Annotated in this window: 23 protein-coding genes; 7 read left to right on the top strand and 16 right to left on the bottom strand. The window is 58.3% G+C overall.

All coding sequences use genetic code 11. The features are described 5' to 3' along the window. The first annotated feature begins 5 nt into the window (after nt 1–5). Nucleotides 6–428, top strand: a complete 423-nt coding sequence (locus AUP42_RS11445; RefSeq protein WP_062951749.1) for a secondary thiamine-phosphate synthase enzyme YjbQ — start codon at nt 6–8, stop codon at nt 426–428. Between the two features lie 26 nt (nt 429–454). Here the strand turns inward: AUP42_RS11445 and AUP42_RS11440 are convergent, their stop codons facing one another. Both AUP42_RS11440 and AUP42_RS11435 read right to left on the bottom strand, forming a co-directional pair. Next, complete coding sequence (locus tag AUP42_RS11440; RefSeq protein ID WP_062951748.1) at nt 455–1087, bottom strand: TetR/AcrR family transcriptional regulator; 633 nt, start codon at nt 1085–1087, stop codon at nt 455–457. 95 nt (nt 1088–1182) lie between these two features. Then, on the bottom strand, nt 1183–2085 hold the full coding sequence (locus AUP42_RS11435) for a DMT family transporter (protein ID WP_062951747.1): 903 nt from the start codon (nt 2083–2085) through the stop codon (nt 1183–1185). A 239-nt stretch (nt 2086–2324) separates the two neighbouring features. Between AUP42_RS11435 and AUP42_RS11430 the strand changes: the two genes are divergently transcribed. After that, on the top strand, nt 2325–2789 hold the full coding sequence (locus AUP42_RS11430; protein ID WP_037987824.1) for a RidA family protein: 465 nt from the start codon (nt 2325–2327) through the stop codon (nt 2787–2789). 254 nt (nt 2790–3043) lie between these two features. Here the strand turns inward: AUP42_RS11430 and AUP42_RS11425 are convergent, their stop codons facing one another. Both AUP42_RS11425 and AUP42_RS11420 read right to left on the bottom strand, forming a co-directional pair. After that, nucleotides 3044–3505 (bottom strand): SRPBCC family protein, encoded by a 462-nt coding sequence (locus AUP42_RS11425; RefSeq protein ID WP_062951746.1) that lies wholly within the window; start codon nt 3503–3505, stop codon nt 3044–3046. Continuing rightward, nucleotides 3495–3857, bottom strand: a complete 363-nt coding sequence (locus tag AUP42_RS11420; protein ID WP_231858248.1) for an ArsR/SmtB family transcription factor — start codon at nt 3855–3857, stop codon at nt 3495–3497. Before AUP42_RS11420 ends, AUP42_RS11425 begins: the two co-directional genes overlap by 11 nt. A gap of 110 nt (nt 3858–3967) precedes the next feature. Between AUP42_RS11420 and AUP42_RS11415 the strand changes: the two genes are divergently transcribed. Continuing rightward, nucleotides 3968–4930 (top strand): NAD-dependent epimerase/dehydratase family protein, encoded by a 963-nt coding sequence (locus AUP42_RS11415; RefSeq protein ID WP_062951745.1) that lies wholly within the window; start codon nt 3968–3970, stop codon nt 4928–4930. A gap of 9 nt (nt 4931–4939) precedes the next feature. Here the strand turns inward: AUP42_RS11415 and AUP42_RS11410 are convergent, their stop codons facing one another. Next, nucleotides 4940–5266 carry a DMT family transporter gene (locus tag AUP42_RS11410; protein ID WP_062951744.1) on the bottom strand — a complete coding sequence of 109 codons (327 nt, stop codon included), beginning with the start codon at nt 5264–5266 and terminating at the stop codon, nt 4940–4942. A 233-nt stretch (nt 5267–5499) separates the two neighbouring features. On the opposite strand from AUP42_RS11410, the gene AUP42_RS11405 reads away from it, so the two are divergent. Next, complete coding sequence (locus AUP42_RS11405; protein WP_062951743.1) at nt 5500–6690, top strand: FAD-dependent oxidoreductase; 1191 nt, start codon at nt 5500–5502, stop codon at nt 6688–6690. Between the two features lie 24 nt (nt 6691–6714). On the opposite strand, the gene AUP42_RS11400 is transcribed toward AUP42_RS11405, so the two are convergent. The 6 genes from AUP42_RS11400 to AUP42_RS11375 are packed head-to-tail and all read right to left on the bottom strand — an operon-like array spanning nt 6715 to nt 12441. Then, complete coding sequence (locus AUP42_RS11400) at nt 6715–7545, bottom strand: phosphodiesterase (protein ID WP_062951742.1); 831 nt, start codon at nt 7543–7545, stop codon at nt 6715–6717. Between the two features lie 24 nt (nt 7546–7569). Beyond that, on the bottom strand, nt 7570–8646 hold the full coding sequence (locus AUP42_RS11395) for an ABC transporter ATP-binding protein (RefSeq protein WP_062951741.1): 1077 nt from the start codon (nt 8644–8646) through the stop codon (nt 7570–7572). Further along, nucleotides 8643–9461 (bottom strand): ABC transporter permease, encoded by an 819-nt coding sequence (locus tag AUP42_RS11390; protein ID WP_062951740.1) that lies wholly within the window; start codon nt 9459–9461, stop codon nt 8643–8645. Before AUP42_RS11390 ends, AUP42_RS11395 begins: the two co-directional genes overlap by 4 nt. 2 nt (nt 9462–9463) lie before the next feature. Beyond that, entirely contained in the window at nt 9464–10384 is a 921-nt protein-coding gene (locus tag AUP42_RS11385; protein WP_197468275.1) for an ABC transporter permease, read from the bottom strand. Next, entirely contained in the window at nt 10385–11389 is a 1005-nt protein-coding gene (locus AUP42_RS11380) for an ABC transporter substrate-binding protein (RefSeq protein WP_156484605.1), read from the bottom strand. It lies immediately after the preceding gene. Between the two features lie 11 nt (nt 11390–11400). Further along, the gene (locus AUP42_RS11375) at nt 11401–12441 is read right to left on the bottom strand and encodes a LacI family DNA-binding transcriptional regulator (protein ID WP_062951738.1); all 1041 of its coding nucleotides are present in this window, start codon (nt 12439–12441) and stop codon (nt 11401–11403) included. Nucleotides 12442–12703: 262 nt separating this feature from the next. Here AUP42_RS11375 and AUP42_RS21780 point away from each other — a divergent pair, with 262 nt between their 5' ends. After that, a complete protein-coding gene (locus AUP42_RS21780; RefSeq protein WP_062951737.1) occupies nt 12704–13318 on the top strand; it encodes a hypothetical protein in 615 nt (204 codons plus the stop codon). 29 nt (nt 13319–13347) lie between these two features. Here the strand turns inward: AUP42_RS21780 and AUP42_RS11365 are convergent, their stop codons facing one another. After that, the gene (locus AUP42_RS11365) at nt 13348–13965 is read right to left on the bottom strand and encodes a TetR/AcrR family transcriptional regulator (protein WP_062951736.1); all 618 of its coding nucleotides are present in this window, start codon (nt 13963–13965) and stop codon (nt 13348–13350) included. Nucleotides 13966–14095: 130 nt separating this feature from the next. Between AUP42_RS11365 and AUP42_RS11360 the strand changes: the two genes are divergently transcribed. After that, nucleotides 14096–14821, top strand: coding sequence for an NIPSNAP family protein (locus tag AUP42_RS11360; RefSeq protein WP_062951735.1), 726 nt, complete (start codon nt 14096–14098; stop codon nt 14819–14821). Between the two features lie 9 nt (nt 14822–14830). On the opposite strand, the gene AUP42_RS11355 is transcribed toward AUP42_RS11360, so the two are convergent. The 3 genes from AUP42_RS11355 to AUP42_RS11345 all read right to left on the bottom strand — a co-directional run bounded on the left by AUP42_RS11355 (nt 14831) and on the right by AUP42_RS11345 (nt 17642). Further along, a complete protein-coding gene (locus AUP42_RS11355) occupies nt 14831–15385 on the bottom strand; it encodes a sugar O-acetyltransferase (protein WP_062951734.1) in 555 nt (184 codons plus the stop codon). 229 nt (nt 15386–15614) lie between these two features. Further along, a complete protein-coding gene (locus AUP42_RS11350) occupies nt 15615–16085 on the bottom strand; it encodes a hypothetical protein (protein ID WP_062951733.1) in 471 nt (156 codons plus the stop codon). Nucleotides 16086–16556: 471 nt separating this feature from the next. Beyond that, entirely contained in the window at nt 16557–17642 is a 1086-nt protein-coding gene (locus AUP42_RS11345) for a patatin-like phospholipase family protein (protein ID WP_062951732.1), read from the bottom strand. A 575-nt stretch (nt 17643–18217) separates the two neighbouring features. On the opposite strand from AUP42_RS11345, the gene AUP42_RS11340 reads away from it, so the two are divergent. Next, on the top strand, nt 18218–18919 hold the full coding sequence (locus AUP42_RS11340) for an FRG domain-containing protein (protein ID WP_156484604.1): 702 nt from the start codon (nt 18218–18220) through the stop codon (nt 18917–18919). A gap of 5 nt (nt 18920–18924) precedes the next feature. Here AUP42_RS11340 and AUP42_RS11335 read toward each other — a convergent pair whose 3' ends face one another. Continuing rightward, entirely contained in the window at nt 18925–20106 is a 1182-nt protein-coding gene (locus AUP42_RS11335; protein ID WP_062951730.1) for a LysR family transcriptional regulator, read from the bottom strand. Nucleotides 20107–20482 lie beyond the last annotated feature (376 nt).

The raw sequence follows: 20482 nt of genomic DNA, 5'->3' as shown, positions 1-20482 counted from the left end.
ATGCCATGCTTACGCAAGACCAGACCACGCTTGAAATCAGCACCACCGGACAGGGCCTTGTTGAAATCACCGATCAGGTCCAGTCATGGACCCTTCAAACCGGCATCAAAACCGGTCAGGTGACAATCTATTGCCGCCATACCTCGGCCAGCCTGACGATACAGGAAAATGCCGATCCCGATGTGGTTCTGGATCTTGAAACCTTCTTTGCAAGACTGGTCGAAGAAAACCCGAGCCTCTATCGCCACACCGCCGAAGGCCCCGACGATATGCCCGCCCACATCCGGGCTGCGCTGACCGATGTGTCACTCACCATCCCGGTCACAAACGGTCGGGCGGTTCTCGGCACCTGGCAGGGCATCTATCTGTTTGAACACCGCCACGCCCCGCACCGCCGCCAGATCATCCTGCATCTGCTCGGGGAATAATTTGGGAATAAGCCCGGCTTGCCGCCTTACGCCGCCATTTCCGGCCGACGCATCCAGATGCCGCGCACCTGGACCTCAAGCATCTCGCGAAGGGTTGCGCACATATCCTCGCAATCGAAATTCTGCGCGCTGACATGCTCGTGCACGGTAAACAGGAACAGCGCCATCATGGTTTTGTAAATCTGGTCGGGATCAAGGTTCGGATTGATTTCACCGTCAAGCTGCGCGTCCTCGACAAGGGCGCGGATCGCGGCAATCAACCCACTAGTGCGCATCAGATCATGCACCGCCCCCTTGCGCGGGGAAAACACCATCTGCTGCAAAAGAACCTGCCACATGCCGGGTCTTAGCGCGATCTGGGCAAAGCGGTGCGCTGCGATATGCATCAGCTTGTCCACAAAACACCATTCCGGGTCCATGGTATGAAGCGCCTGCGCGATCGTTGCCGCCATCTGCTCGCCCACACAGCTGATCAGCAATTGTTCCTTGGTCTCGAAATGGCTGAAAATCGTGCCCTCGGCCACACCGGCCCGCTCGGCAATCATCCGGGTCGATGTCTTGTCAAACCCGGTCTCGCAAAAGCATTGCCGCGCGGCTTCAAGGATGTTTTCGCGCGTCTGTTCGCGCTTGGCCGCCCGACTGTTCACACCGGTCTGCATAAGACATCCCTTATTTAATTGAGCACACTCACTGAGTAAACTCAATTAACCCTGATACCAACTGCTGTCAATTGCCTGCTGTGCAGACTGCTGCCCTAACGCGCCTCTGCCGCGCGGAGCCTGCGGCTGTTCCGAAGCCCCAGATAGCTATGTATCGCCAGTGTCGCGATCACGATTGATCCACAAATCAATGTCGTGCTGCTTGGCACCTCGTCAACCACCAGCCACACCAGAAGCGATCCGAAAATCGCCTCGTTCAGCATGATCAGGCCCGCCTCGGCCGCCGGAATTTTCTTGGCCCCGGCAGTAATGAACAGAAACGACAGCGGCAACACCACACAGCCCAGCAGGATCAGCCACACCGGATCAAGCGGCTGAAGGGCCATCGGGCTGGCACTTGGCACCATGATCAGCGTCGCCAGAAACGCACCGACCATCATCGCGCGCACCGCATCAATATGAATGCGCGTGCCGACCACGTTGAAATAACACGCCATGCAGATCGCCGTGCCAAGGGCAAGGATATCACCAAGCGTATTGGCCCCGCCAAACCCGGCCCCGACAATCGCCGCAAGCGAGACAAACACCACAAGTGATGCAATCCATGTCCGGGCTGCCAGAACGCGCTTGAACACAAACACCGCAATCAGGGCCGATAACAACGGGGTGGCGGCAATGATCACCAATGTATTGGCCGCATCGGTATTGCGGATCGACAGGATGAAACACGCACTTGTGCCGCCATAAAACAGCCCGGCCAGCATTTCATCGCGGGTCGGCATCATGGCATGGCGCAATGACTGACGGCGACGCACCCCGCGCCAGAATGCGATCAGGGCAAGTGTGGACCCAAGGATCAGCAACCGCCAGAACGCGGTCGTCATATCATCGGCCTTGACCAGCCTGACCAGAAGCGCATCGGGACTGATGATCAGAACCCCGATCAGCACAAGCCACGCACCGTGCAAATCGGCAATTTTAAACCGTCCTGATCCCATTTCGTCCGCGTCCCCTGATTATTTTATGCCACCCGTTTCGGGCTTGGCTTTCTTGTGCGACGGATTGCGATCCATGACAAATCCAAATTTCTCATCAATCGATCAGCGTTGCTTATGAAAGGCGGCCACCCCGGCACGTCGGGCCACGCCATTTCACACAAAAGAAATGGTTTTGTTTGCGCGCCAACGCCGATAAGTTGGAACCGTTTTCGCCACACCAAATCACGAGGATCAAATCCATGGCCGGAAAAATCGACGCCCGCCTTGCCGAACTCGGCATCACCCTGCCCCAGGCAAACGCCCCGGTTGCCAATTACGTGCCCTATGTCCGTTCCGGCAATCTTGTGCATGTCTCGGGTCAGATCACCATGGAAAACGGCGAACTGAAATTCATCGGCAAACTTGGCCGCGATTATCAGGTCGAAGACGGCCAGAAAGCCGCCCGGCTTTGCGCCCTCAACCTGATCGCACAGGTCCGGGCCGCGATTGGCGATCTTGATAACGTCAAACGCGTCGTCAAACTGAACGCGTTTGTCAATTCCGACCCCGCCTTCACCGATCAGCCCAAGGTCGTCAACGGCGCATCCGACACCATGGTCGAAGTTTTCGGCGATGCCGGCAAACATGCCCGCTCTGCGGTTGGTGTCGCGTCCCTGCCGCTCGGCGTTGCAGTCGAAATCGACGGCATCTTCGAAGTCGCATAACGACCCGATCCATCCGCCAAACCACAATCGTCATTCCCGCGAAAGCGGGAATCCAGTCAGTTGTGCCACAACCTCAAACCCCGCGACAGAACCCGCAGCCCCATGAACTCCCGCCTGCGCGGGAGTGACGAACGGATGGAAAGCGCCCTGCCCAAAACCGTCATTCCCGCGAAAGCGGGAATCCATATCCCATGCTGCTTTGTGGATCGTGGCTTCGGACCAAAATTAAGCCGGGCACATGCCCGGCTTTTTCGTTACTCGACAGTTTTTGCCAACTGTTCAATCACGGCTCCCCAGCCATCAAAGAATCCCATTTCCTGATGTTTCAGGGAATCTTCGGTATTTCGGTGCAGCACATGCGCCCGGTACCGTGTTCCGTTGCCTTCTGGCGTGAAGGTGATGATCGCGGTCAATGCCAGCCACGGCTCGATGGGGCGCCATCCCTCGCGCAGGACCGTCGTCCAGACAAGCCGGCTTTCGGGAACCGCTTCCAGAAAACAGCCTTCGACATGGGGCTGAAAATCTTCGTCCCCCTGGCGCATCTGCGTCTCGAACCCGCCCCCGGCCCGCAGGTTCAGCTTGATCACCCTGCATTCCATCGGGGCCGGTATCCACCATTTTTCAAGATGCTCCGGCGTGCTCCATGCTTTCCAGACGGCTGCTGGCGATGCCTTGATGAAACGCTCGACCGTCAGTTCGGACTGATTAACTGCCATCTTCGGATCTCCCGATCATTTGGATTTCGACATAATCGGCAAGGCGATCGGCCTGCGCCTGCCAATGTCTCCGCTGTTCTGAAAGCCATGCTTCGGCCGCGGCCAGTCTCTCGGCATTGATCCGGCACGTGCGCACACGCCCGACTTTTTCCGAACGGATCAGGCCATCACTTTCCAGAACATGCAGATGCTTCATGAAAGACGGCAAACCCATGTCAAAGGGTTCCGCCAGTTCCTTGACCGATGCCGGTCCTTGCGTCAGTCGGCTCAGCACCGCCCTGCGTGTCGGATCGGCAAGCGCATGAAAGGCCGCATCAAGGGATGATTGATAGTTTTCCATTTGGCGAACCATAACCAACAGTTCTCCTTTTGGCAAACTATTTTTCCCTAAAAATTCCCACTTGACCTTACCCTTACTTGAGGTTCTATGAACGAACGCATCACGAATTCAGGAGAATGGCGATGCGTGTTTTTATTCTGGGTGGAAGCGGCCTGATCGGGGCGGCAATCGTGCGCAATCTGGTTTCGGCCGGGCATCATGTTTTTGCGCTGGCACGAAGCGAAAACAGTGTCGCCAATCTTGCCGTCATGGGCGCATGGCCGATCCGGGGCGATATCCACAATCCCGGCCCATGGTGCGATAAACTGCCCGTCGTCGATGCCGTCATTCATGCCGCATGTGATTTTTCGGCTGATATGGGCGGGGTTGATGCCGGGATGCTGATCGAACTGCTCCGTACCCTGCATCGCCAGTCCGGGCCAAAGGCCCCCGCCCTGCCACGCTTCATCTATACCGGCGGAAGCTGGCTTTACCCGTCAAGCAAATCGGGTGATCACATCCATGATGAAACCGCGCCCTTTGCCCCGCAGCCGGGCTTTGAATGGATGATCGCGGGGCTCACCAAAATCCTGTCCGATCCGGCCCTGCATGGCATGGTGATCCATCCGGCCACGGTTTACCGCACCGATCCGCCGTCTCGAACACGCCCGCCCCTGCCGGGCGGGGCGCTTCATGACATGGCACGCGTGGCGCGCGATGAAAACCGCGTCCGGATTGTCGGCGATGGTTCGGTCATCTGGCCGCTGATCCATGCCGATGATCTTGCCGAACTGTACCGGCTGGTGCTTGAAAACGGCGAACGCGGCCAAAGCTATATCGGGGTTGGCATCGAAGGCATCGCAACCGGCGATCTTGCCCGCCAGATCGCGCGGACCTTTGGCCGGACTGATTGTGGGGTCGTGCATATCAGCCCCGATGACATCGCCCGCGAATATGGCGAATGGGCGCGGGGTCTGGCGCATAGCCACCGCATGACCAGTCAAAAGGCGATCCGCGAACTCGGCTGGCAACCTCGCCACAACGATATCACGCGCGATCTTCAAAGCTGTGTCGAGGTAACGGCACCCCTGCCCGTCGCCTCATGATGTGCAATCCTAATGCTTGCCGCCCACCGCATTAAGCCCGATCACACCAGCAATGATCATCAAAAGGAATACCGCCTTGAACGCGCTCATCGGTTCCTTGAAAAACATCACGCCAATCACCGCGACCGCCGCCGTGCCAAGGCCCGACCACACCGCATAGGCGGTGCTGACCGGCAGGGTGCGAAGGGTGAGCGAAAGCACCCAGAAACTGACGCCATAAAGCGACAGGGTCAGAACCGCAAACCGCCAGTCGGTAAACCCGTTCGACAGTTTAAGCGACACCGTCCCGACCACTTCAAGGCAGATCGCACCCAACAGATAAACCCATGCCAGCATAACCAACCCTTTCACGGTCAAAGATTTTGTGCGCCCAAAATGGCCAAAACCGCCGTGCGGGGCAAGCCATCCGTCGCGATAATTTTCGTCCTGCCCCGATCTGCATCAAACCACCCGCCAAAGCCATTGCGTATAATCTCACCTCAAGGCACATTGCGGGCGCATTGCAGCCCGTACACCAACATGCGACACTGCGCCCGGATTTGAAGCCCGAATAAAACAGGGATAAAGACATGATCGAAACCGATATTCTGATTGCAGGCGGCGGCATCGCCGGCATGAGTGCGGCGGCCCGCTTTGCCGCCGACGGGCACAGGATCATGATCGTAGATCCCGCCCCCGCCGACATTGGCGAAGGAACCGATCTGCGCACCACCGCCTTCCTGCAACCGGGCATCGAAACCCTGAAAAAGGCCGGTGTCTGGGACGCGATCAAACCGACGGGTGCCGAACTTCGCGTCATGCGCATCGTCGATGCCGGGGGCAATGAAATGACCCCGCGCGAAACCGCCGATTTTGACGGGGCCGAAACCAATCAGGGCTTCTTTGGCTGGAACGTCTCGAACAAGGCCGCGCGTGTTTCGCTGATGGCGAAACTTGAAACGCTGCCCAATGTCGATTTCCGCTTTTCCACCACCGTCACCGGCTTTATGGGCACTGCCCGCTATGGCGAGGCAACATTATCCGGCGGCGAAACCGTGCGTGCCAAGCTGGTCGTGGCGGCGGATGGCCGCAATTCATCGCTTCGCGAGTTTGCCGGAATCAAGCATCGCCGCTGGGCCTATGATCAAAGTGCGCTGGTCTTTGTCGTCACCCACGACAAACCGCATGACAATATCTCGACCGAAATCCACCGCACCGGCGGGCCGCTGACCTTGGTTCCCATGCCTGATCTTGATGGCAAGCCCTGCTCATCCGTCGTCTGGATGACCCCCGCCGACCGCGCCCGACAGCTTTACAACATGGATGACGCCACCCTTTCGGCTGAAATCACCCACGACACCATGTCGATGTTCGGCCCGCTTACGGTCGCAAGCCCGCGCGCGATCTGGCCGATGATCTCACAGGTCCCGTCACGCCTGATTTCGGCCCGTTTGGCCCTGGTGGCCGAAGCCGCCCACGTCGTCCCGCCGATTGGCGCACAGGGGCTTAACATGAGCCTCCATGACATCGAAACCCTGGCCGACCTGATGGCAAAGGCCAAGCTCAAGGGCGACGATATCGGCGCGACCACGTTGCTCAAATCCTACGAACGCAAACAGCTTCCCAAAACGCTCGCACGGGTTGGCGGGATTGATCTGCTCAACCGCGCATCCATGTTCGAACCCAGAACGCTGCGCGACCTGCGCTATGCGGGCCTCACCGCCATCAACCGCATCGGCCCGCTTCGCAAACTGGCCATCAAGGTCGGGGTGGGGAAATAACTTAGCCCCACCCGGTTCAAGCATTCAAACAATCAGCTTCCCATCCGGTCCGAAAAACGGATGCGGTCCGTCATACCGGTCAAGATAGGCCAGATGCGTCATAAGGCTGTGCTGCGCAGCATCCCACACATGCAGATGCATCGCGGGCGGCTCCATGACAAAGGCCGACGGTCCATCGGCGCGTAAATCAAACGCCACCTGATGGGCAACCGACGGCCCGATCATCAGGGGCACCCCGGCCCAGATCGTATGGATCGGGCGGTGCACATGCCCACAGAAAATTGCCTTGATCCGGTCGCGATGCACCGAAACGATTGCGGCGAGTTCTTCCGCCCCTTCGCCCAGATTTTGCGCGTCCATATGGGCAATACCGGTCCGGATCGGCGGATGATGCATGAAAATCGCGCAATCGCCCCCCGTCCCGTCCAGAAGCACATCGCGCAGCCAGTCAAGCTGCGCTGCCTCTAGAACACCACCCGGCCTGCCCTCGTCAAGCGTATCAAGCGCGATCAAGCGCAACGGAAAATCATCGACAACATAATTGACGAATGCCGTCGTCCCTTTGACCGGGGTTGCATCGGGGAAAGCCGCACGAAGCGGACCACGCCGATCATGGTTCCCCGGCACCATGAAATAGGGGATCGTCAGTTTGGTCAGCATTTCGGCGACCAGCGCATACTCGTCCGGCGCACCAAGGTCGCCAATATCGCCGGTAAACAGCACCACATCCGGGCGCGGCACCATTGCCATCACATGGGCAACCGCCTTTTCAAGCGCGCCTGCGGTATCCACCTTGCGATAGGCAAGCCTGCGGCCCGCCCCGATATGCAGGTCGGTCAATTGTGCAATCAGCATTTTCTTTGATTTCTTTCTTTTGTTTTATGACTGGGCCGCAACAGCGGGAAAAACCGTCAGCCGGTCGGCATTGACCCGGCAATGCACATCGGCCCCGGCTTCAATCACGTCATCAGCATGGGTATCCATCGTGATCGCCTGCTGGCCGATCCCCGACACGGTCAGACGCAACCGTTCGCCCAGATACGATACCGCCTCGACCCGGCCGGTAAAATGCGCCTCGCTCAGGTCACAGGGCGAAAGCCCGTCCGCCCGGAAATAAAGCTCCACCGGGCCCTGATCGATAATCGCCCCGTGGCGCGGATCAAACGCATCGACCGCATCAAAAACATGGGCACCAATATGCAATCGCCCGTCGCGCATCTGCCCTGTCATCCGGTTGGCCGCGCCGACGAAATCGGCAACAAACGGGTTTTGCGGCTTGCGGTAAATCTCGCGCGGGGTGCCGATCTGGGCGATCTCGCCCTTTTGCATCACCACAATCCGATCCCCCAGCGCCATGGCTTCTTCCTGATCATGGGTGACGTAAACCGCGGTAATGCCAAGCTTGCGCAGAAGCGCATTGATCTCGGTCCGCAACCTTACGCGCAGTTTCGCATCCAGTGCGGTCAATGGCTCGTCGAGCAACAGGACGCGCGGCTGCACCGCAATCGCGCGCGCCAATGCCACCCGCTGGCGCTGCCCGCCCGAAAGCTGATCAATCCGCCGATCCGCCAGCATGTCGATATGCATCATTTCCAGCATCGCATCGACGCGTGCATCACGCTCCGCGCTGGGTACCCCATGCACCTTAAGCCCATAGGCGACGTTTTCCGCCACCGTCATATTGGGAAACAGCGCATAGGACTGAAACACCATGCCGACCCGGCGTTTTTCAATCGACTGGCGGGTGACATCATCCCCGTCAAAGCTGATCACACCGCCCGCATCGGGGAATTCAAGCCCGGCAATCATGCGCAAAATCGTCGTCTTGCCGCATCCCGACGGGCCCAGCAAAACAATCGTTTCCCCGCCCTCGATGGTCAGGTCAAAGGGCGCCAGGGCGCGCGTACCATCGGCAAAGGTTTTCGCACAATTGCGAAGTCTGATCTGCGTACTCATAACGTATCCTCCGCCGTATCGATGCGTCTGGATGCGCGCTTGCCCCGGTCGGCAAGTGCCTGCATCGCAATCAGCAACGGCATGATCAAAACAAAGAAAATCAGGGTATAGGCACTGCCGATCTCAAGGCGCATCGATGCATAGGCATCGGCAAGTCCGACCGGCAATGTCTTGGTAAGCGGCGTATGCAGCATCCAGGTCAGGTTGAATTCCCCGATGGATAACGTCACCACCATAAGCGCCCCTGCCAGAATACCCGGCTTGGCATTGGGCACGATGACACCAAAGAACCGCCGCCAGAACCCTGCACCAAGGCTTGCCGCCCCTTCTTCCAGCATCTTCATATCCATCGCCGCCATAACAGCCGCGACGGAGCGCACCATGAATGGCAGGGTGAACAAAACATGCCCGGTCAGGATGAAAAGCCAGCTTGATCTGTATCCACTCACCCCGCCATAGGTAATCAGCAACGCCAGCGCCAATGCCAACCCCGGAATGGCCACGGGCAGCGTCAGCAATTCCTCAAACAGCCGCATCATCCGGCTGGGCCGTCGCACCAGCACATAGGCCAGCGGCACACCGGCGACCAGTGTCACCACAAGACACGCCATCGCAATGCCAAGCGACAGCAGGATGCTTTGCGCATAAAGGTCCCAGACCTCAAACACCCAGCGCAGGGTCAGCCCCGACGATAGCCCCTTGAACACATTGACCGTCACCCCGGCCAGGGCCGACATTACCACCGGCACCACGATAAACAGGCACAACACAATCGTCAGGCCAAGCTGGCTGTAAAATTTCCAGTCACGCCGCATGATCACGCTCCCCCACCGGTGCCCGATGTCGCACCATTGCCAACGAAAACGCGCACCGCTGCCAGAACCGCCCATGTCATCGCGCCCAACGCGATGCTAAGAGCTGCGGCCACCGCGATATTGGCGTTTCGGGTAAATTCGGTATAGATCACCATCGGCAGCACATCGATATCGGTCGCCAGCGTAAAGGCCGTGCCAAACGCCCCCATCGCGGTCGCAAAACAGATCGCACCCGACGACACAAGACCGGGCATAAGACCGGGCAGGATCACATCCTTCACCACCCGCCATGTCGGCGCGCCCAGCGACCGGGCCGCTTCTTCAAGCTGCGGATCAAGCTTCTCGGCCGATGCCATGACGGCCAAAATCACCCGCGGGATCGAAAAATAAAGATAGCCGACAAACAACCCGGTGATCTCATAGGCAAAAACGATCTTCTCGCCCCAAAGCGCATCACTGATTGACCCGATCACGCCCTGCCGTCCCGCCAGCATGATCACCATGAAGCCAACCACCGTGCCCGGAAACGAGAGCGGCAGGGTCAAAAGGGCCGTAATCACATTGCGCCCGGCAAACCGGTTACGCACCAGAAACAGCCCGCAAATCCCGCACAGCACAAGGGCCGTCACCGTAACGCCCGCCGACATCACAAGAGTCTGGATCAGGCTTGCCAGATACCGATCATTTGTCAGGATCACGAAATAGGTCGCAAGCCCGTCGGGGCCATCGGCCACCCGCATCGCCACCAGCGCCATCGGAATGATGAAAAACGCCGCGACAATGATCAGGCCGGGCAACATCAACAATGCCAGAATGGCCGGGCTTCCCGCCCCCGGCGTTGCCCGCCCGAACAAAGAGGATGGCAAAGCCCATGGGAAAGAAGGGCGCGAACGCCCCTCTTTGATATGTTCAACCGACGACACTTACCGCACCTCGGACAGATAACGCTCGCCAAAACCGGCCTGAACTTCGGCCATCTTGGCGTAATCGACCGGCTGGGAACGCTCATATTCCGCTGCCGGAAGGAACTTTTCGGATGCTTCCGGCGACATCGCCGATGCAATCACCGGGCGCAGGAACGCATTGGCCCAATGGGCCTGCCCCGCGTCCGACATCACATAATCCAGAACCTTCTTGCCATTGTCCGCATGCGGCCCGTTTTTAACCAGGCTCATGACATAGGGAACCGCAACCGTACCCTCGGTCGGGATGACAAAGGCCACACTCGCCTCGTCCTTGTATTTCGCACGATACGCATTGAAATCATAATCGATCAGGATCGGAATTTCGCCCGACAGAACCCGCGCATAGGCGGTCTGTTTCGGCACGATCGGATCGTTTTCCTTCAGCTTCTTGAAAAACTCGATCCCCGGCGTGAAATCGTCAAGCGACCCGCCCATCGCCCGGTTGATCGCAACCGCCCCGGCATAACCGACAAACGCGCTTGACGGGTCAAGATAGCCGACCATGCCCTTGTATTCCGGCTTCAGAAGGTCCGACCAGCTTTGCGGAACCGGCGCACCGCCAAGGGCTTCGGTATTCACGAAAAGCCCAATCGTGCCGGAATGAATGGCAAACCACGCGCCTTCCGGGTCTTTCAGGCCGTCCGGGATCTTGTCGAAATTGGCCGGTTTGTAATCGGCAACAACGCCTTCCTCTTTGGCCTTGATGCCAAACGAAACCCCGTAATAGGCAACATCGGCAACCGGATTATCCTTTTCCGCCAGAAGCTGCGACAAAGTCTGACCGGAATTCTTGTTGTCCTGCGGCACATCGATCTTAAGGTCGTGCGCAATGTTTTTAAGCTGCCCGCCCCAATCGGCCCATTCCGGCGGACAGTTATAGCAAATCGCAACATCTTCGGCGAAGGCGGGCTGCGCAGCCGCAACAGCAAACGCCGCACCCATGACAAGTTGTTTGAAACGCACTTTTGATCTTCCTATACTCGGGTTGATGAACGGCGTCGGGATGATCCACGGATTGATCCAATGGATTCCCCGTCGCTTAGATGATGAGGCAGCAACAAACTCTGCGGGTTTGTCTGCCCCTTGATCAGGCCGCGCAGGAATGCAAGCGCCTGCCGGCCCATCTCCTGGGTGGGTTGAACTGCCGAACACAGCTTTGGCGTGATCAGCCCACCCACCGAAATTCCGTCAATACCGCCAACCGAAACATCACCGGGGACGGATAACCCATGCGTGCGGCACGCGCTGATCGCGGCAATCGCCAGCATGTCGGTCGAACAGACAATCCCCGTGACCGCATCCGGCCCCAACAGCAAATCGCGTAATGGCTCCACCAGATCGGTCTCGCCAAACCGCACCTGCACCAGATGCTTTTTCTCAATCCCGGCCTGATCCAGCGCCCGGCAAAATCCGTCATAACGCTGGCGCGACCGGTCCGAACTTTCAAACTGGCCCGCCACCATCACAAGCGACCGGTGCCCCTTGGCAATCATCGCATTGGTGATGTCAAAGGCGGACTTGGCGTTATCAACACTGATCGCGGCAATGTCGGCGCGTTCGGGCTGGTTAAACAGCAACACGAACGGAATTTTCTCGGCCAGCAGCAAATCCACCACCGGATTGTTGTCCGCATTGGCAAGGGTTAAGATCAACCCATCGACGCGATTGTTCAAAAGCGCTGAAACCGCCCCCATCTCGCGCTCGGGATCATAGTTCGAGGATGTCAGAAGAACCGTAAGCCCTTCTTGATTGGCTTCCTGCTCGATCCCTTGCACCGATGTCGCAAAAACCGGGTTGGCAAGGGTCGGCACCAGAACGCCCACCGTGCGGGTATGGGTCATCTTCAACCGGCGGCCATTGATGTTGGGCCGGTAATTCAGATACCGCATCGCTGCGGTCACGATGGCAGCCGTCTCCGCCGGAACCTCGCCGGGGTAATTGATCACGCGCGATACCGTCGCGATGGATAGACCGGACTTGCGCGCCACATCGCGCATGGTGGGTTTTGACGACATACCAGAACTCCTGCAACGCCCCCACCATACGGAAATTACAAGTCAGTCTGATAACGCATTTGTTTCCGTTTTATGAATGTTTGAAACGTTTACATTGGCGGAAAACTGCCACTTCTCATATCGACCGATTGCGCCGGATTTTCCCGTATCGGCTTGCCGTTAACGGGGCTTCCACGCCACGTCCTCCCCGCTTTGCCTTCCCCTTGCCCGGTTTTCCGGTGTAACCTCGGCCAAGACAATTCCGATGATCAGGAGCCCCCGGATGCGCTTTCCCTTTCTTGCCCCCGCAACTGCCCTTGTCCTTGCCTTTGCCGTTTCGGGCTGCACGGGGAAAACCGGGGAATATGCCGGGCGCGGTGCCGGGGTCGGCGCAATTTCGGGCGCGGTCGGCGGCTTTGTGACCGCCGCGATCTTTGGCGGCAACCCGGTCGAGGCCGCGGCACGGTCCACCGTTTACGGGGTGGCTGCCGGGGCAACCGCCGGGGCAATTTCGGGGGCCTCGGCCGATGCGCAACAGGAAGAAACCTTCAGGGCCGCCCAGCAGGAAAAGCAGGATCGCATCCGCGCCAAAATCGGCAATGATGCCTTTGCCGGATTGACGGCCCTTGCCAAATGCGATCACGCAACCGCCCTGTCAAACGCCGCCACCGCGCGTAAATCCGCCACCCCGGATTACGCGCTTGCCGGTCTGTGGCTCGAAGCCATCACCTATTCCGATCAGGCACGGGAAGACACCGCACGCGGCCTTTACCCCGACATCATCGCCGCCGATCCCAAAATCGATGACACCACTGGTGCCGAGGCCCGGCGTCGCGAACTCGTCGAAGGGCTCACCCGCATTCGCGGTGAATATGACCTGCCAACCGTCTGCGCCTGATCATCGCTTCCGGCCAGTAGCGCAACGGTTCAGGAGATCATCCGGTCGAGCATCGCCCGGCAATCGCAAAGCGCGCCAGTATCCTGTCGGCTTTTGGCCATTGCCATCGCCCCGGAATAGGATGCGATGACAAACCCGGCAAGCCGCCCTGCTTCCGCCGCCTCATCCACAGCACCATCGCGCATCAGGGCCTTCGCAATCCCATCTTGCCAGCGATCAAAAACCGCCGCACAGGCCACCTGAAAATCCCGATCCCCGCCCGAAAGCTCGTGCGCAAGATTGTTAAGCGGGCAACCGGTGACATTGCCCCTGGCTGACAGTTCATCAATGATCGCCGTCATCACCCCAAGGATACCTTCCTTGGTGGTGTCGGCCTGCTGCACCGGTGCGATCCAGCTTTGCATCACCGCATCGGCAACCCGTTCCTTCAGAACCGCAAGGCCAAGCTGCTTTTTGCTGGGAAAATGATGCGCGAATGCCCCGCCGCTCACCCCGGCCAGATCGCGGATGTCGTTCATCGCGGTCGCGTGATAGCCCCGCGTGACAAACGCCTCAAACGCCGCATCCAGAATGCGGTTGCGCATGCCTTCCGGGTCATTGCTGCGTGAACGCACCGGGCTTGCTGGTGATCTCTTGGGCGCGCTCATCGGTGATCTCCTGACAGATTTGGGCATATCCTTCCGCCTTCCTATCCTATCGCAGCTTGACAAAACAGGACAAACATCCTGTTAATCAAAACAGGTCATTTATCCTGTTTTGTAATCAAGGTTCCAAACCATGCATACCAGCATCATCGAACTGCGCCGTTACCGCCTGAAACCCGGCACGCGGCAGGCCCTGATCGATTTGTTTGATCGTGAATTCATCGAAAGCCAGGAAGCCTGCGGCATGTCCGTCATCGGTCAGTTCCGCGATCTTGATGACGCCAACAGCTTCGCCTGGCTGCGCGGCTTTGCCGATATGGATGGCCGCGCCAAGGCCCTTGGCACATTTTATTCCGGCCCTGTCTGGGCGCAGCATTGTGACGCGGCCAATGGCACCATGGTCAATTCCGATAATGTCCTGCTTTTGCGCCCGGCCAATGCCACCACCGGCTTTGCCACCCCCGCACAGCCCCGCCCGGCAATAATCGAAAGCATCCCGGCAACCGGCTTTGTCGAGGCCAGCATCTGCGCACTCGCCCCCGGCCGGGCTTCCGAATTCGCCGCTTTCTTTGCTGAAAAACTACGCCCTGTCTTGCGCGATTGCGGGGCGGATATTCTGGCCGAACTGATCAGCGAAACCGCACCCAACAGCTTCCCCCGCCTGCCGGTCCGCGAAGGCGAAACCGTCTTTGTCTGGCTGGCCCGCTTTGACAGCCCATCGGGTTACGCCACCTTCTCCGATCAGCTTGCCAGCCACCCGGACTGGCAAAATCATCTGGCATCCGAACTTGATCAATGGCTATGGCGTCCGCGCGAAATCCTGCGCCTTGCGCCAACCGCGCGCTCACACCTGCGATAGGGATTGCCCCTATCCGCCCATCACCCGCGCCGGGTTGCCAACAACCGTTGTGCCCGGCGCGACATTCTTGGTCACCACCGCACCCGCGCCGACTATCGCATCATCGCCGATGCTGACCCCGGCCAGGATGATGGCCCCGCCCCCGATCCAGACATTCCGGCCAATCGTCACCGGCAGGGCAATTTCAAGATGCAGCTTTCGAAGTTCCGGGTCCTTGTGATGCTGCGCGCAGTAAATCTGCACATTCGGGCCCAGCATTGAATGATCACCGATGATCACCGAAGCCGTATCAAGGATCGTACAGCCGACATTGATGAACACATCGCGCCCAAGGTGGATATTGACCCCATAGGCACAATGAAACCGCGTTTCGATCCGCACGTCTTCGGCACATTGCGCAAACAGCGCACGCAGCTTTGGCGCGATATTGCCGCGATCAGACGGCGGCAGGATGCTGTGTTCATGCACCGCCTCATGGGCACGTGCGCGCATGGCGTCCAGTTCCGGGTCAAGGCAGCTATACCACTGCCCTGCCTTCATTTTTTCAAGCTCGCTTTGGGGCATCTCGATCCGGGGCGTTGTTGATGATGGCGGGGCTCAGACTACGCCTGCGCCTTACCTCGCGCAAACAAAGAAAACCCGCAAAAAAGAAACCCGCCCAAAAAGAAACCCGCATGTGTGGGGGCACATGCGGGTCAGGTCGGCAGATCACCATGGATCGTCACAGATCATCTGATCAGGGGGGAGACGGGAAACCTGCCAATCAGTTTTTCAGGGAGGAGGCAAAAAATCGTTACTTCACCACAAGCCTGTAATTCGGCGTGGTATTAAGCGGGCAGCTATAAAGATACTCACCGGGCTCAAGCGTCACCGCATAATCCTTGGTCTTGCCCTGCAAAAGGCCACCGCCCGATACCGAAATCTTCTGGCTCAGGATCTTGTCGGTCCAGTCATAATCCTTGTCGCGCAGCCAGAAACCGACCTCATAGGGCACACCATCATTGGCCACCCGGAAAATGTAATCACCGGGGGCCAGCGTCATCTCGCCGGCCTTTTCCACGCGCTGATCACCGCTTTCCTTGTTGATCGCGACGCAATCGGCTTTCTTGGTGCTGGTGTAATGATGGTTGGTGCCCTCGGGCTCCAGAAACTGGCAGGGCACCTGCGTGATTTCGATAACCTGCGGGGCGGCCTGCGACGGGGCGGCAAACCCCGCCAGCACCACCATCGCAATCCCGCCACCCATAACAACCGATTTCAACATCTGCTTCTCTCCGGATTGATCTTTCCATCCGGTGTAAACGGCTTTGACGATAATCGGAAATCAAGCCCCGATCACAGCTTGGCGAGCAGCGCGAGAGGAACCCTCCGGCCCCGCCAAACCACACACTCCCGTCATTCCCGCGCACGCGGGAATCCAGTCCTTCGTGCCACATCCTCAAACCCCGCCACCGAGCCCGCAGCCCCATGGACTCCCGCCTCTGCGGGAGTGACGAACGGATGGAAAAGCCATACCAAAAAAACCGTCATTCCCGCGAAGGCGGGAATCCAGTCCTTCGTGCCGCACCCTCAAACCCATCACCGAGCCCGCAGCCCCATGGACTCCCGCCTCCGCGGGAGTGACGAACGGGTGGAAAAGCCATACCCAAAAAACCGTCATTCCCGCGCACGCGGGAATCCAGTCCTTCGTGCCACATCCTCAAACCCCGCCACCAAACCCGCAAACCCTCCCCCGTCAATCCGGCGCAAACAGATCAAGGTCCAGTGTCGGCCGCTCGCCAATATCGCGCCGATGCTTGCGCAAAAACTTCGCCGCCGCCTCGCGCCCCTTGTCGCGCAGCATGGTCATGAAATCCCATTCGGCATTGAGTTTCGATGATTGATCAAGCTCCAGCATCACATCGCTTGCGATGCAATGCATCCGCATCGCCCCCCATTTGCTGGCTTCACACGCATGGTCGGGCATGTCCTTGCGGAGGATCGAAATCATCCGAAGCTCTTTCATCAGGCTGCTGTTGAACGATACCTCGTTCAGGCGATTGGCAATCTCGCGCGATGTTTTCGGCACACCGGGCCGTTTGACCGGGTTGATCTGCACCAGAACCGTATCATCCGATCCGCATTCGCGCACCAGCGGCCCAAGGCTCGGATTGCCGGAATATCCACCGTCCCAATAGGGCACCCCGTCAATTTCAATCGCCTTGTAAATCGTCGGCAGACAGGCCGATGCCAGCAGCACATCGACCGTGATATCGGGGTTGCGAAACACCCGCCCCTGCCCGGTTTCAACATTGGTCGCGGTGACAAAAAGCTTGGCCGGGCTTTCATTAAGCGCCCTGAAATCGACAACCTCGTTCAAGATCGCGGCCAGCGGATTATCCCCCGCCGGGTTCAGGTCATAGGGCGAAAACACCCGCGCACTCATATCAAGCCACATATAAGCCAGCGAGTTTTCAAGCGACCAGTTGCCAAACAGGATGTCAATCGGGCTGCGCTGAAGCGGGCTGAACCGGGCGGCTTCCGATACCGCGCGCCAGAATGTCTCAAGATCGATCCGTGCGCCCTCATAACCACCCTTGGCAAAGCCCGACGTCACCACCGCGGCATTCATCGCCCCCGCCGAGGTCCCGGAAATCGCCTCAACCGTGATTTCCTCATCCTCCAGCAGCCGGTCCAGAACGCCCCACGTAAACGCCCCATGCGACCCACCACCCTGCAACGCCAGACTGATATGCTTGCGCGGCTTCTTGGCCTTGCCGTTCCCGTTGCCGCTCCCGTTCGCCTTGCTCTTCGCCGTCGACTTCTTCGCACTCTCGCTCATGCCAACTCCTGCGCCATCTCACACATGGGCCACGCCCACCCTCATGATATGTTGCACATGCGAAGAATTACCAGTTTGGAGGGGTTAAAAGAAAATGGTGGCTTTGGCGGAACGCGCTCCGTCCACCAATATATGCGACCCAGCATCCGCCCTTCCCCGTCACCCCCGCGAAGGCGGGGGTCCATCGCGCCAAAAGCTCCGCTTTCGCGCATATGCACTTGACCCGTGCCGCCCATCACCAAAATATAAACCCATGATCGAAAAAGATGGAGGCACCCGCAATGACCCCAAAGCCCCCGAAATCCGTTTCCCTGCGTGGTAAGACTGAGGCGGCGGACACCTCGCGTGACCTCACACCAACCGATCAGCTATGGGACAGCTTCTTTGACACGCAAAGCGTCTCGGATGATTTCATGAGCAACCGAAACCAGACAACTATCCCCAAAAGCGAAATTTCAAGAGAATGAAAAAATCACCCGAAACGTATTTCGTGACATGGGAGGAATTCAAATCATGCGTCAAAGAACTCCCCACTGAATCAAGTGATGAAGGGGATCCCATAGAATGGATATTCCGTGGTCAAGCCGATAGTAAATGGGATTTGCAGTCAACGCTGGAAAGGCACTTCATTGAAAATGATAGGAAATACCATCCTGTTTTCCAAAGTAAGTATGTCAATTTTTTATGCAAAAAAAAGAAAACAGATAAATGACATTTCCCAAAAAGAATTTAAATTTTTCGATGAAAAAAATATAAATCCATCGAATATTCAAATGCAGAACTTCATGGATTTGACAATTTGGCTGCGCCACAATGAATTTCCATCACCAATACTTGATTGGACCCGCAACTGGAACGTCGCAGCTTTTTTTGCCCTAAATAACATTAATAAAAGCTCTGACGCATCCATCTACGCTTATGCGGGGCTTGACGAGACGAGAAGTGGATGGACCGGCGATTCAAACTTAATTGTATGGAGCCCTGATCACCAACACTCAGTCCGTCATCAAAGGCAGGAAGCCTGCTATTTGCTGTGCACTCAAGATTACCACACAGAAAAACAAGCTTTTCCCTCATATATGCTCGGCCTTGAGAACGACGTAAAAAACCACAGATTAATAGAGTTTGTCTTATCCCGATCAGAAAAAGCAAAGGTTCTTGCCGAGCTGGAACACTCTGGATACTCCAAAAACTGGTTGCTTCCAGCAGACAACGAACATCTTGCAAAAGATTTGGCCGCAGAACTAGATTTCGACGACCTCACCCGCTTTGAATAGTTCCCTCACCCCCACTCAATCGCCGCAGGCAGATCCATTTTGGGCGCCTGTTCGATCACCATCGCAAGGAATATCCGCGCAATCGGGGACAGGCTTCTGCTTTGCCGCGTGATGATACCAATCGGGCGTTTGCGGATCGGCTCGCACAGCGGCACGAAGACCAGCTTTCCGGGTGCGGCAAGGTCGGCGACGCGCGCGGCCAGTTCCGGCAGGACGGTGATCCCCACCCCTTCGGCCACCATGGCGGCCAGCGTGATCGTGTTGGATGTTTCGACAATCGGGCGCAATTGCGCGATCGGGTCGATCATGGTGCTGCCCGATCCGTCCGCCGCACGCCCCCCGTTTTTGGCGTCCTCCGCACGCTTCGCAAGGGCGGCCTTCGCCACCCGTTCAATCGCCCGTTCGCTGGCATTCGCCCGGCGCAAGGCCATTTGCGCCTCGGGCAGGCCAAGGGCCGCAGCCCGCTTCACCGCAGGCGATGCCGCGACCTCCGCCGGGTCAACACCGGCATAAGCGGCACCAGCAGCGCCCCCCGCCTCACCGGCGAAGCTTCCCTGTGCCGCCATTATCGCGCGCGTGCCCGATTCCGGGCCCAGCCCGACAAAGGCCTGATCGGCCAGTTCCGACCACGCAATCGCGCTGCGTCTGGCAAAGGCATGGGTCGGGCGGCACAGCACCCCGAACCGGTCGGAAAAGAGCGGGCTGAAGGCAATATCGGGCAGGGCATGCCATTCCCCGGCAATGCCAAAATCCGCCTCGTTGCGCGCCACTGCCTCATGCACCTCGCCCGCGTTAAGCTCGTCCAGGCGAAGCCGTGCATCGGGATGTTCATCGACAAACCGGCTGATCACGCCGGGCAAAATGCGCGTCAGGACCGAGGGGGCAGCGGCAATACGGATCGTCCCGCCAATGCCCTTGGACAGCGCATCAAGATCGCCAAGCGCCTCTTCAAATTCGCTGATCAACCGGCGGGCCGTGGGTAAAAACCGCGCCCCGGTGGCGCTCAAGGTCACCTGTCGCGTCGTGCGATCAAAAAGCGGCGTCCCCGCCACATCCTCGAACTGGCGGATCGTCGCCGTCAGCCCCGATGGCGTCAGCCCCAAAACCTCCGCCGCGGCGGTAAAGGTGCCATGATCGGCGACCGCCACAAAAACCCGCATATGGCGCAAACTGATGGAAGACAGCATGTTTCATCCGCTAACTGATTGACCGGACTGCAACACTAACGGGTAAATTGCGCGTTGTGCAGCGTTTCCTGCACTGCCCCGCTCATCCCGCACCAAACCGCCCCAAACCACGTGGCACAACATCACAGAACGGCCCGGTGCAGCGGACTGCATCGCTCCCACCGCCCCGTCATTCCCGCGCAGGCGGGAATCCAGTCCTTGGTGCCACATCTACAAAAATCCCCCCCGAACCCGCCGCCCAATGGATTCCGGGTCTTCGCCCGGAATGACGGATAGGGCGCAGGCCTGCCCACCACAAACCTCTCCCGCCACGCTCGGTTTTATATCGCCAAACGCTACTTTAAAGGGCATTGTGGTGCGCGACTTCACCTGCGCA

It is taken from the genome of Thalassospira lucentensis (assembly GCF_001613805.1).
Classification (GTDB): Bacteria; Pseudomonadota; Alphaproteobacteria; order Rhodospirillales; family Thalassospiraceae; genus Thalassospira; species Thalassospira lucentensis_A.
Note: the sequence above shows the minus strand (reverse complement) of the source record. Positions and strands in the feature narration are given on the sequence as shown.

What these genes read in the sequence shown, in the direction of transcription:
- AUP42_RS11445 (WP_062951749.1), top strand. Translation starts at nt 6, where the DNA reads ATGCTTACGCAAGACCAGACCACGCTTGAAATCAGCACCACCGGACAG.
- AUP42_RS11440 (WP_062951748.1), bottom strand. Translation starts at nt 1,087, where the DNA reads ATGCAGACCGGTGTGAACAGTCGGGCGGCCAAGCGCGAACAGACGCGC.
- AUP42_RS11435 (WP_062951747.1), bottom strand. Translation starts at nt 2,085, where the DNA reads ATGGGATCAGGACGGTTTAAAATTGCCGATTTGCACGGTGCGTGGCTT.
- AUP42_RS11430 (WP_037987824.1), top strand. Translation starts at nt 2,325, where the DNA reads ATGGCCGGAAAAATCGACGCCCGCCTTGCCGAACTCGGCATCACCCTG.
- AUP42_RS11425 (WP_062951746.1), bottom strand. Translation starts at nt 3,505, where the DNA reads ATGGCAGTTAATCAGTCCGAACTGACGGTCGAGCGTTTCATCAAGGCA.
- AUP42_RS11420 (WP_231858248.1), bottom strand. Translation starts at nt 3,857, where the DNA reads ATGGTTCGCCAAATGGAAAACTATCAATCATCCCTTGATGCGGCCTTT.
- AUP42_RS11415 (WP_062951745.1), top strand. Translation starts at nt 3,968, where the DNA reads ATGCGTGTTTTTATTCTGGGTGGAAGCGGCCTGATCGGGGCGGCAATC.
- AUP42_RS11410 (WP_062951744.1), bottom strand. Translation starts at nt 5,266, where the DNA reads ATGCTGGCATGGGTTTATCTGTTGGGTGCGATCTGCCTTGAAGTGGTC.
- AUP42_RS11405 (WP_062951743.1), top strand. Translation starts at nt 5,500, where the DNA reads ATGATCGAAACCGATATTCTGATTGCAGGCGGCGGCATCGCCGGCATG.
- AUP42_RS11400 (WP_062951742.1), bottom strand. Translation starts at nt 7,545, where the DNA reads ATGCTGATTGCACAATTGACCGACCTGCATATCGGGGCGGGCCGCAGG.
- AUP42_RS11395 (WP_062951741.1), bottom strand. Translation starts at nt 8,646, where the DNA reads ATGAGTACGCAGATCAGACTTCGCAATTGTGCGAAAACCTTTGCCGAT.
- AUP42_RS11390 (WP_062951740.1), bottom strand. Translation starts at nt 9,461, where the DNA reads ATGCGGCGTGACTGGAAATTTTACAGCCAGCTTGGCCTGACGATTGTG.
- AUP42_RS11375 (WP_062951738.1), bottom strand. Translation starts at nt 12,441, where the DNA reads ATGTCGTCAAAACCCACCATGCGCGATGTGGCGCGCAAGTCCGGTCTA.
- AUP42_RS21780 (WP_062951737.1), top strand. Translation starts at nt 12,704, where the DNA reads ATGCGCTTTCCCTTTCTTGCCCCCGCAACTGCCCTTGTCCTTGCCTTT.
- AUP42_RS11365 (WP_062951736.1), bottom strand. Translation starts at nt 13,965, where the DNA reads ATGAGCGCGCCCAAGAGATCACCAGCAAGCCCGGTGCGTTCACGCAGC.
- AUP42_RS11360 (WP_062951735.1), top strand. Translation starts at nt 14,096, where the DNA reads ATGCATACCAGCATCATCGAACTGCGCCGTTACCGCCTGAAACCCGGC.
- AUP42_RS11355 (WP_062951734.1), bottom strand. Translation starts at nt 15,385, where the DNA reads ATGCCCCAAAGCGAGCTTGAAAAAATGAAGGCAGGGCAGTGGTATAGC.
- AUP42_RS11350 (WP_062951733.1), bottom strand. Translation starts at nt 16,085, where the DNA reads ATGTTGAAATCGGTTGTTATGGGTGGCGGGATTGCGATGGTGGTGCTG.
- AUP42_RS11345 (WP_062951732.1), bottom strand. Translation starts at nt 17,642, where the DNA reads ATGAGCGAGAGTGCGAAGAAGTCGACGGCGAAGAGCAAGGCGAACGGG.
- AUP42_RS11335 (WP_062951730.1), bottom strand. Translation starts at nt 20,106, where the DNA reads ATGCTGTCTTCCATCAGTTTGCGCCATATGCGGGTTTTTGTGGCGGTC.